Genomic DNA, 10,744 nt, shown 5'->3' with positions numbered 1-10,744 from the left:
CTGGTCGTGCACTCGGATCGTGGTAGCCAGTACGCCAGCGAGGTTTATCGCGCGCTGCTCAAGCGGCATGGCCTGGTCTTGAGCATGAGCCGCAAGGGAAATTGCTGGGACAACGCGGTCATGGAACGCTTCTTCCTGAACCTGAAAATGGAGCGGGTCTGGCAACGTGACTACGCCAACCATGCTGAGGCTATGACCGACATTGCCGACTACATCGTCGGCTTCTACAACAACGTGCGCCTGCACTCCAGCCTAGGCTATCTGCCACCCACCCGCTACGAGCGCAGGCCACCCAGACAACCTATCGAAGTGTCCGAAATTATTTGACCACCACAGACTCGCAATCCCACCTCTACCCCCCCTCACCCCACGGCGCCGGCGCCCCGACCAACCGCCCCATCGCCCCCTTGATCCCCATCTCCCGCAACACCCGCAATTCCCCCTCGCTCTCCACCATCTCCGCGATCAGCGGCAGGTCGATGCTGTTGGTGGCGCGGAACACCGCCTCGATGAACAGGCGCTTGGCCTGGTCCTGGTCGATGGCGCGGATGTAGCTGCCGTCGAGCTTCAGATAGGCCAGGCCCAGGTGGGTGAGGTTGCCGATCAGGCTGAAGCGCCCGCCGAAATGCTGCAGGCCGAGGCTGGCGCCGGTGTCGCGCACGGCCTGGCCGAGTTGTTCCAGTTCGGCCGGCGGCGGCAGGTAGCGCTCGTCCAGCTCCAGGGTCAGCATGACGGCCTGCTGCGGGTTGGCCTTGATGGCTTCGAGCAGTTGCCGCAAGGCCCGGGGCTCGCGCACGCTGGCGGCCGACAGGCTCAGCGCCAGGGGCTCGGGGTGCTGGGCCAGGTGGGCCAGGGCGTGTTCGAGCATGGCCCGGTCCAGGCGCGCCGCCCAGCCGAAGCGCTCCACCCAGGGCAGGAACTGCCCGGCGGCCACCGCCTGGCCCTGCGGGTCGAGCAGACGCGCCAGCAGCTTCTGCTGCAGCAGGGCGCCGTCGGCGCAGGCGCGTACCGGTTGGAACCACAGTTGCAGCTGGCTCTTCTGCAGCGCGCTGTCGATCCAGGCGTGCCAGGCGTGGCTGTCCTGGGCCGGCTGGCCATTGGATTCGTCGAGGCGCTGCCAGGGCCGTTCGGCGCTGGCCTGGGCGCTGGCCAGGGCCTGGTCGGCGCGGGCCAGGACGCTGGCCGCCGCTTCCCCCGGGCGGAACGCGGCCAGGCCCAGGTGCGCCACCGGCTGGACGTCGCTGGCGCCGGTGCGCTGGAGGCTTTCCAGCTGGTCGCTGAGGGCTTCGGCCAGGCGCTCGGCGCCGCTGCCGTCCAGCCCCGGGGCGAGCAGGGTGAACTCGCCGCCGCGGCTGCGCGCGGCCAGCCAGTCGGGCTTGCCGTGCTGGGCCGGGGCGCCCTGCAGCAGGCCGGCGACTTCGCGGATCAGCGCGTCGGTGCGCTGGCCGCCCAGGCGCTGGTTGAGCCCGGCCAGGTCGTTCAGGCGCAGCAGCAGCAGGTAGCCGGCGGCGCTCTGCTCGCCGGGCGTCAGCTGGGCTTCCAGGCGGGCGTCGAACAGGCGCCGGTTGGCCAGGCCGGAGAGGCTGTCCTGGTAGGCCTCCTCGCGCAGCTTCTCGCTGCGCGAGGCCTCCTCGGCGAACAGCGCCTTGAGCTTCTCGACCATCTGGTTCATCGCCTGCACCACCCGGCGCAGTTCCGGGGTGCGCGGCTCGCGGGGCAGGGTGAGGAATTCGCGGCGGGTGATGGCCCGGGCCTGTTGCACCATCTGGTCCAGCGGCCGCAACTGGGTGCGCAGCAGCCAGCCGCCGAGGATCGCGCTGACCACCCCGCAACCGAGCAGCCAGGCCAGGCTGCCCAGGGCGCTGTCCCACAGCCGCGCCAGGGCGAACTGCGGGTGGCTGACCACCTCGACCCGCGCCGCCTGTTCCCAGCCGCGCATGATCAGGGCGTCGCCGCCTTCGGCCTTGAGGTTGACCAGGCGGGCGAACCAGCCGGGCACCTCGCCGTTGCCGGGGGCGGCCTTGCGCTCCACCAGCACCTGGCCGTCGGCGATGCGCACCACGCGGATGCTGGCGAAGTAGCCGCTGTCGAAGATGGAGCTGACCATCAGCTCGATCATCGCCGGATCGTCGACGTGGGGCGTCAGTGACAGCCCTAGGGCTGTGGCGGCGTCCTGGGCGTGGGAGCGCAACTGGCTTATGAGCTGCTCGCGGGAACTCTCCAGGCTGGTGGCGAAGCTGCCGGCGAAGGCCACCACCAGGAACAGGCAGATGGCCAGGAAGAGTTGCTTGAGTAGCGACATGCATGCCTCCTAGCGCGTCTCGTCGAGGATCAGCCCCTCGCCGCGCATCTTGGTCAACAGGTCCTGCCAGCGCGACAGCTGCTTGCTGCTGCCGCTGCGCTTGCCGCCGCCGGGGCCGGGCAACCACAGCCCTTCGGCGTTGAAGGCGTAGACCGGGAGCAGGTCCTGGCGCTGCGAGGCGGGGCGGATCTGCGGGATGAGGTTGTCGAGCACCAGCGGCTCGGCGTCGGGGCTGGCGTACCAGGTCAGCACCATGTGCGCCTGGTTCAGGCGCAGCGCCTTGACGTAGGTGATGCGCAGTTTGTCGCTGGGGATGCCGAGCTGGCGCAGGGTGACGTACTTGGCGATGGCGTAGTCCTCGCAGTCGCCGGCGCCCTTGTACAGGGCCTCGACGGGCGTCGCCCAGTAGTCTTCCTGGCCCCACACGCTGCGGTCGTCGCGGAACGCCAGGCTGGCGTTGAAGAAGTCGTTGGCGGCCTTGAGCTTGCCGGCCTCGTCCTGGCCCCGGGCGCTTTGCAGCAGCTCGCCCCAGTCGCGGATGCGCTGGCGCGCCGGGCCCAGGTCGCCCCAGCGTTGCTCGGCCTTGCGCAGGATGGCGTCGAAGTCCCACTGCGCCTGGATGCCCAGGGCCAGGACGAGGAGCAGCGCCAGGCCGGCCCCGGACGGGCGGACGAACAGCCGGAGGGCTCCTTGCAGTGGCCGCATCGCCGGGGCTCCAGGGGGAATGAGTGAAGTCTAGGCGTTGCCTGGCGGCTGTCGACGGCGGCGAAACTGACAGCATTGTCATCTTCGGGTCAGGGTGAAGTCCCGCGGCCTGGCCTATAAACGCAGGATGCGGTCCGCCGGGCCGCGACGAGGAGGAGGGCGGCATGCAGGTGCAAGGCAGGCGGATAGGGATGGCGGCGGGGCTGCTTGGCGTGGTGCTGGCGGGCGCCCTGGCCTGGGGGCTCGGCGCGCGCCAGGGCGAGCCGCGGGCGGCCGCCGCGGCGCCCGGGGTGCCGGTGACCCTGGTGCGGGTGGCGCGCGAGGACCTGGCGCAGAACCTCGCCGGCGTCGGCACCGTCACCTCCCTGCACAGCGTGCTGCTGCGGCCGCAGGTCGAGGGCCAGCTGACCGCCTTGCTGGTGGAGGAGGGGCAACTGGTCGAGCGCGGCCAGTTGCTGGCGACCATCGACGACCGCGCCATCGCCGCCGCCCTGGAGCAGGCCGAGGCCACCCGGCAGAGCAACCAGGCGCAGCTGCGCATCGTCGAGCAGGACCTGCAGCGCTACCGCACGCTGATCGAGCGTGGCTCCATCTCCCGGCAGATCCTCGAGCAGCAGGAGGCCCAGGCCGCGCAGCTGCGCGCCACCCTGCGGGCCAACCAGGCGACCATCGACGCCGAGCGCGTGCGCCTGTCCTATACCCGGATCACCTCGCCGGTGGCCGGCCGCGTGGGCATCCGCAACGTCGACGTCGGCAACCTGCTGCGCACCAACGATGACAGCAGCCTGTTCAGCGTGACGCAGATAGCGCCCATCTCGGTGGTCTTCGCGCTGCCCCAGGAAAGCCTGCCGCGACTGCAGCCGCTGCTCGGCGGCGACACCCTGGTCAGCGCCTACAGCCGCGACGGCGGCCAGTTGCTGGGCGAGGGCCGCCTGCGCAGCATCGACAACCAGGTGGCCAGCAGCACCGGCACCATCCGCGTGCGCGCGGTGTTCGACAACCCCGACGGCAAGCTCTGGCCCGGCCAGTTCGTCGCCGTGGACCTGCGCACCGGCGTGCTGCGCGACGGCCTGGTGCTGGACAGCCGCGCCGTGCGCCGTGGCCTGGAAGGCGCCTTCGTGTACCGGGTGGTGGACGGCAAGGCCGAGGTCGTGCCGGTGCGGGTGCTGCAGGAGGTCGACGGGCGCAGCCTGGTGGAAGGCCTGGAGGCCGGCGAGGCGGTGGTGCTCGACGGCCATTCGCGGCTGGTCCCCGGCGCCCGCGTCGAAGTGCTGGGCGAGGCGCCGGCCCTGGCCCTGCGCCGGAGCCAGCCGTGAGCGTGCGCGCCGGCATGTCCGGCTGGTGCGTGCGCCACCCCATCGCCACCTGCCTGCTGACCATCGCCTCGCTGCTGCTCGGCCTGCTGGCCTTCCTGCGCCTGGGCGTGGCGCCGCTGCCGCAGGTGGATTTCCCGACCATCCAGGTCAACGCCCTGCTGCCCGGCGGTAGCCCGGAGACCATGGCCTCGGCCGTGGCCACGCCGCTGGAGGTGCAGTTCAGCGCCATCCCCGGCATCGCCGAGATGACCTCCAGCAGCGCCCTGGGCTCCACCACCCTGACCCTGCAGTTCGAGCTGGAGAAGGACATCGACGTCGCCGCCCAGGAAGTCCAGGCGGCCATCAACGCCGCCTCCGGGCGCCTGCCGGCGGACCTGCCGAACCTGCCCACCTGGCGCAAGGTCAACCCGGCGGACAGCCCGATCATGATCCTGCGGGTCAATTCCGAGCTGCTGCCGCTGATCGAGCTGAGCGACTACGCCGAAGTGCTGCTGGCCCGCCAATTGAGCCAGATAGCCGGAGTGGGGCAGATCTTCGTGGTCGGCCAGCAGCGCCCGGCGATCCGCATTCAGACGCAGCCGGAGAAGCTCGCCGCCTACCGCCTGACCCTCGCCGACCTGCGCCAGGCGCTGCAGTCGGCCAGCATCAACCAGGCCAAGGGCGCGCTCTTCGGCGACGGCCGGGTGTCCACCCTGGCGGCCAACGACCAGTTGTTCAGCCCCGCCGACTACGACGACCTGGTGGTGGCCTACCGCGCCGGCGCCCCGGTGTTCCTGCGCGACCTGGCGCGGGTGGTCAGGGCGCCGGAGGACGACTACGTCAAGGCCTGGCCCAACGGCCGCCCTGGCGTGGCCCTGGTGGTGCTGCGCCAGCCGGGGGCGAACATAGTCGCCACCTCCGACGCCATCCAGGCGGCCCTGCCGCGCCTGCGCGGGATGCTCCCGGCCGGCGTCGAGGTGGAGGTGCTCAACGACCGCACTCGCACCATCCGCTCCTCGCTGCACGAGGTGGAGCTGACGCTGCTGCTGACCATGGGCCTGGTGGTGCTGGTGATGGGCCTGTTCCTGCGCCAGCTGTCGGCGACGCTGATCGTCGCCACGGTGCTGGCGGTGTCGCTGAGCGCCAGCTTCTCCGCCATGTACCTGCTGGGCTTCACCCTGAACAACCTGACCCTGGTGGCGCTGATCATCGCCGTGGGTTTCATCGTCGACGACGTCATCGTGGTGGTGGAGAACATCCACCGCCACCTGGAACAGGGCAAGGACCGCGTGCAGGCGGCCCTGGACGGCTCCGCGGAGATCGGCTTCACGGTCATTTCCATCAGCTTCTCGCTGATCGCCGCGTTCATCCCGCTGCTGTTCATGGGCGGCATCGTCGGCCGGCTGTTCCGCGAGTTCGCCGTCAGCGTCACGGCGGCCATCCTGCTCTCGGTGCTGGCCTCGCTGACGGTGGCGCCGATGCTCGCCTCGCGCTTCATGGGCGCGCCGAAGCACGCCGGCCACGGCGGCATTTCCGAATGGCTGCTGGCCCGCTACGCCCGCGGCCTGGACTGGTCGCTGCGGCACCAGCGCACGGTGCTGGCCGGCTTCGGCCTGTGCATCGCGCTGGCGGTGGCCGGCTACGCGGGCATCCCCAAAGGCTTCTTCCCGCTGCAGGACACCGCCTTCGTGTTCGGCACCACCCAGGCCGCCGAGGACATCTCCTACGCCGACATGGCCGAGAAGCACCGCCAACTGGCCGAGATCGTCGCCGCCGACCCGGCGGTGCAGAGCTACAACCACGCCATCGGCATCACCGGCGGCAGCCAGAGCCTGGCCAACGGGCGCTTCTGGATCGTGCTGAAGAACCGCGGCGACCGCGACGTCTCGGTGGAGGAATTCATCAACCGCCTGCGGCCGAAACTGGCCAGGGTGCCCGGCATCGTCCTCTACCTGCGCTCGGCCCAGGACATCAACCTGGCCACCGGCCCGGTGCGCACCCAGTACCAGTACGCCCTGCGCAGCAACGACAGCGCCGAACTGGCGCTGTGGGCGCAGCGCCTGACCGAGCGGCTGAAGCAGGAGCCGGGGCTGGCCGACGTGTCCAACGACCTGCAGGTGGGCGCCAGCGTCACCGCCCTGCAGATCGACCGGGTGGCGGCGGCGCGCTTCGGCCTGAGCGCCGAGGACATCAGCCAGACGCTGTACGACGCCTTCGGCCAGCGCCAGGTCGGCGAATTCCAGACCGAGGTCAACCAGTACAAGGTCATCCTCGAACTGGACGCCCGCCAGCGCGGCCGCGCCGAGAGCCTGGCCTGGTTCCACCTGCGCTCGCCGCGGAGCGGCGAGATGGTCCCGCTGGCCGCCGTGGCCAAGGTCGCCCCGGCGCGCTCGGGGCCGCTGCAGATCAACCACAACGGCATGTTCCCGGCGGCCACCCTGTCCTTCAACCTGGCCCCGGGCACGGCCCTGGGCGAAGCGGTGCGCCTGGTGCAGCGCGCGCAGCAGGAGATCGGCATGCCGGCCAGCATCGGCGGCGACTTCCAGGGCGCCGCGCGGGCCTTCCAGAGCTCCCTGGCGAGCCAGCCGCTGCTGATCCTCGCCGCGCTCTTCGCCGTCTACGTGATCCTCGGCGTGCTCTACGAGAGCTTCGTGCACCCGCTGACCATCCTTTCCACGCTGCCCTCGGCCGGCATCGGCGCGGTATTCCTGCTCTGGGGCTGGGGCCTGGAGTTCTCGGTGATGGCGCTGATCGGCCTGGTGCTGCTGATCGGCATCGTCAAGAAGAACGGCATCCTGATGGTCGACTTCGCCCTGGCCGCCCAGCGTCAGCGCGGGCTCTCGCCCCATGACGCGATCCGCGAGGCGTGCCTGGCGCGCTTCCGCCCGATCATGATGACCACCCTGGCCGCGCTGCTCGGCGCCATCCCGCTGATGATCGGCTTCGGCACCGGCTCGGAGCTGCGCCAGCCGCTGGGCGTGGCGGTGGTCGGCGGGCTGCTGGTGAGCCAGGCGCTGACGCTGTTCAGCACCCCGGTGGTGTACCTGGCGCTGGACCGCCTGTTCCACCGCAAGCCGGCCGCCGTGGCCCTGGGAGGTGCGGCATGAGGCGGGGCTGGTTAGCATGGCCGCACGCAGCGAACGGAGGCCGGGCATGCGCGTACTGATAGTCGAAGACGAGAGCAAGACCGCGGACTACCTGCAGCGCGGGCTCAGCGAGCAGGGCTTCACCGTGGACGTGGCGGCCGACGGCATCGACGGCCGCCACCTGGCGCTCAACGGCGAGTACGACGTGATAGTGCTGGACGTGATGCTCCCCGGCATCGACGGCTACGGCGTGCTGCGCGCCCTGCGCGAGCGGCGGCAGACGCCGGTGATCATGCTCACCGCCCGCGAGCGCGTGGAGGACCGCGTGCGCGGCCTGCGCGAGGGCGCCGACGACTACCTGATCAAGCCGTTCTCCTTCCTCGAACTGGTGGCCCGCCTGCAGGCCCTGACGCGCCGCGGCGCGCACCTGGAGAGCGCGACGCAGATGCGCATCGCCGACCTGTCCATCGACCTGGTCAGCCGCCGCGTGTTCCGCGGCGCCACGCGCCTGGAGCTGACCGCCAAGGAATACGCGCTGCTCTGCGTGCTGGCCCAGCGCAGCGGCGAGATCCTCTCCAAGACCGCCATCGCCGAGCTGGTCTGGGACATCAACTTCGACACCGACACCAACGTCGTCGAGGTCGCCATCAAGCGCCTGCGCGCCAAGCTCGACGGGCCCTTCGAGACCAAGCTGCTGCACACCATCCGCGGCATGGGCTACGTGCTGGAGAGCCGCAGTGGGCAAGGGGGCGGCGGATGAAAGGCCTGTCGCTGTCTACCCGCCTGGCCGGCATGTTCGCCGTCGCCGCGCTGGGCGCGTTCCTGCTCATCGGCTCGGCGCTGTACTGGGTGCTCGACCAGCAGATCGAACGCCTGCAGCGCTCGGAGCTGGACACCCGCTTCAACATGGTCGCGCGCATGCTCGACAAGCCCGACCTGGTGCAGCGCTGGCCGCACCTGCAGGGCAAGCTGAACACCCTGAGCCAGGAGTACGAGCTGATCCGCTTCTGGATCGACAGCGACGACGCGCGCCTGCGCTACGGCCAGGCCAGCGAGCCGGTGCGCCGCCTGCTGGCCGCCGGCAGCGGCTACGGCGAGCTGGAGCTGCCGGACCACGGCTCGCCGCTGTCCACCCGCGTCGGCCGCCTGCCGGCCAGCGGCGAGCGCCCGGCGCTGGTGCTGCTCACCGCCATCGACAGCGTGGCCTTCCAGCAGGCGCGCCAGGCCACGCTGGTGGCGCTGTTCGGCCTGTCGGCGCTGGGCATCGCCCTGGCCTCGCTGTGCGGCCACTGGATCGCCCGCGTCGGCCTGCGGCCCTTGCACCGGCTCAGCGACGAGGCCCGGCAGATCAGCCCGCGGCAGTTGTCCCAGCGCCTGCGCCTGGAGCGCCTGCCGGCCGAGCTGTCGGCCCTGGCCCAGGCCTTCAACGAAGCGCTGGACCGCCTGGAACAGGCCTACCTGCGCCTGGAGTCGTTCAACGCCGACGTGGCCCACGAACTGCGCACGCCCCTGGCCAACCTGATCGGCCAGAGCCAGGTGGCGCTGTCCCGCGAGCGCGACGCGCGGGACTACGAAGAGGTGTTGCAATCCAACCTGGAAGAACTGGAACGCCTGCGCGCCATCGTCAACGACATGCTGTTCCTCGCCCGCGTCGACCAGGGCAGCCTGGCCGCCGAGCGGGTGGAAACCTCGCTGCGCGCCGAGGTGGGCAACACCCTGGACTTCCTCGAAGTGATCTTCGACGAGCAGGGCGTCAGCGTGGCGCTGCATGGCGAGGCCCGCGCCAGCGTTGAGCGCGCCCTGTTCCAGCGCGCGGTGACCAACCTGCTGTACAACGCCGCCCAGCACACCGCGCCGGGCGGGCGTATCGAGGTGCGCCTGAGCGGCGAGGGTGGCGCCGCGCGGGTGGAGGTGAGCAACCCCGGCACGCCCATCGGCGACGAGGAGCGCGCCCGGCTGTTCGAGCGCTTCTACCGCGTCGATGCGGCGCGGGCCAACAGCCAGAGCAGCCACGGCCTGGGCCTGTCCATCGTCAAGGCGGTGGCGAGCATGCACGGCGGCAGCGTTTTCGTGCGCAGCGAGGCGGGGGTGAATACCTTCGGTTTCAGCGTGGCCGCCGTGCCGGCGCCAGCGGGGCCGGACGGGGAGGGCGGAGGCGAGCCGCTGCCGGCCTGAGCCTCAGATGCGGCGGGTCTTCACCTTCAGCAGGATGTACAGGCTGACCAGCACTGCGCTGCTGAGCATGAACACCCGGGCCCAGAGGTGCGGGACCAGGTAGCAGGAGAAGCCGATGCTGATCCACATCAGCCCCACGGTGTAGAGCTTGCCCTTGAGCGGGATGCCGTTGCCTTCCAGGTAGTCGCTGATCCAGGGGCCCAGCCTGGGGTGGCTCACCAGCCAGTCGTAGAAGCGCTGCGAACTGCGCATGAAGCAGGCCGCGGCGAGCAGCAGGAAGGGCGTGGTGGGCAGCAGCGGCAGGAAGATTCCGGCCACGCCGAGCGCCACGCTGAGCCAGCCGACGGCCAGCAGCAGGTAGCGCACCCAGGCGTGACGGCTACGGCGGATTTCCCGCGGTGCCATAGGCGCCGGATCAGTGTTGGCGGGGCTTGAGCAGCGCCGGCTTCTCTTCCGGGGCCTGGCAGAGCAGGAACAGGTTGGTCAGCAGCTCGGGGATCTGCGCGACCATGTCGTCCACCAGGTGGCGGTCGCGGGCGATCTCGTCGAACTCCGGCTGCTCGTCGAACAGCCCGGAACCGACCATGATCGGCAGCAGCAGCTCGCTGACTTCTTCCTCGGCCTGCTCGAACCACACGGCCTCGCGCAGGAACACGCCTTCCATGAAGCCGATGCACCAGCCGCGGATGTCGGAATCGTCCGGTTCGTCGCCCAGGTAGGGCTCGCAGGGCAGCTCCAGTTCCTCGTCGCCGGCCAGCTGGCGGGTGATGTGCGCCTTGAGCAGCAGCAGGGAGCCTTCGATTTCCTCGCGCTCGGCGTCGCTGCGGTAGTGCGGCGGCTCGGCGAAGAGCGCATCGATCCACTCGCGGTCGGGCACCTGGTCCGGGCAGATCGCCAAGGCGGTCAGGTAGCCGTGGGCCGCGACATAGTCCAAGGCTTCCTCGTGCAGGTCGTCGGCATCGAGAAAGGCTTGCAGGCGGGCCAGTTGGTCGGCGAAGGACATCGGTTACTACCTCGGCGGGGATGCGGGCCTGAATTGTAGTCTTTCCGCGGCCCGCGGGCCAGCCACGGGGCTTGGTGGCCGGCGTGGGGTTCTGCTTTTCGTAGGAGCGAGCTTGCTCGCGAACCTTGGTCCTGTGCTCCTATCCCCACCCCCGTCATTCCCGCGAACGCGGGACGCG

Annotated in this window: 9 protein-coding genes; 5 read left to right on the top strand and 4 right to left on the bottom strand. The window is 70.5% G+C overall.

The window, feature by feature from the left end; genetic code table 11:
* Window positions 1-327 (top strand): integrase core domain-containing protein (locus BM060_RS03465; RefSeq protein ID WP_143096583.1); only part of this gene is annotated, 327 nt, incomplete at its 5' end.
* Window positions 328-352: 25 nt separating this feature from the next.
* On the opposite strand, the gene lapD is transcribed toward BM060_RS03465, so the two are convergent.
* Both lapD and lapG read right to left on the bottom strand, forming a co-directional pair.
* A complete protein-coding gene (gene lapD, locus BM060_RS03460) occupies window positions 353-2,302 on the bottom strand; it encodes a cyclic di-GMP receptor LapD (protein ID WP_074977311.1) in 1,950 nt (649 codons plus the stop codon).
* Between the two features lie 9 nt (window positions 2,303-2,311).
* Window positions 2,312-3,007, bottom strand: coding sequence for a cysteine protease LapG (lapG, locus tag BM060_RS03455; protein ID WP_074977309.1), 696 nt, complete (start codon window positions 3,005-3,007; stop codon window positions 2,312-2,314).
* 170 nt (window positions 3,008-3,177) lie between these two features.
* On the opposite strand from lapG, the gene BM060_RS03450 reads away from it, so the two are divergent.
* From BM060_RS03450 to BM060_RS03435, 4 genes are read left to right on the top strand one after another with little or no spacing between them, the layout of a single operon-like run.
* Entirely contained in the window at window positions 3,178-4,323 is a 1,146-nt protein-coding gene (locus tag BM060_RS03450) for an efflux RND transporter periplasmic adaptor subunit (protein WP_371857784.1), read from the top strand.
* Window positions 4,320-7,409 (top strand): multidrug efflux RND transporter permease subunit, encoded by a 3,090-nt coding sequence (locus BM060_RS03445; protein ID WP_074977305.1) that lies wholly within the window; start codon window positions 4,320-4,322, stop codon window positions 7,407-7,409. The genes BM060_RS03450 and BM060_RS03445 overlap by 4 nt, the downstream gene beginning before the upstream one ends.
* A gap of 46 nt (window positions 7,410-7,455) precedes the next feature.
* Complete coding sequence (locus BM060_RS03440) at window positions 7,456-8,148, top strand: heavy metal response regulator transcription factor (RefSeq protein WP_074977303.1); 693 nt, start codon at window positions 7,456-7,458, stop codon at window positions 8,146-8,148.
* Window positions 8,145-9,563, top strand: coding sequence for a heavy metal sensor histidine kinase (locus BM060_RS03435; protein WP_074977300.1), 1,419 nt, complete (start codon window positions 8,145-8,147; stop codon window positions 9,561-9,563). Before BM060_RS03440 ends, BM060_RS03435 begins: the two co-directional genes overlap by 4 nt.
* Window positions 9,564-9,566: 3 nt before the next feature.
* Here BM060_RS03435 and BM060_RS03430 read toward each other — a convergent pair whose 3' ends face one another.
* Window positions 9,567-9,968, bottom strand: coding sequence for a YbaN family protein (locus BM060_RS03430; protein ID WP_074977298.1), 402 nt, complete (start codon window positions 9,966-9,968; stop codon window positions 9,567-9,569).
* A 10-nt stretch (window positions 9,969-9,978) separates the two neighbouring features.
* Window positions 9,979-10,566, bottom strand: coding sequence for a UPF0149 family protein (locus tag BM060_RS03425; protein ID WP_043271008.1), 588 nt, complete (start codon window positions 10,564-10,566; stop codon window positions 9,979-9,981).
* Window positions 10,567-10,744: the final 178 nt, after the last annotated feature.

The sequence above is a fragment of the Pseudomonas citronellolis genome, assembly GCF_900112375.1.
Lineage (GTDB): Bacteria > Pseudomonadota > Gammaproteobacteria > Pseudomonadales > Pseudomonadaceae > Pseudomonas > Pseudomonas citronellolis.
Note: the sequence above shows the minus strand (reverse complement) of the source record. Positions and strands in the feature narration are given on the sequence as shown.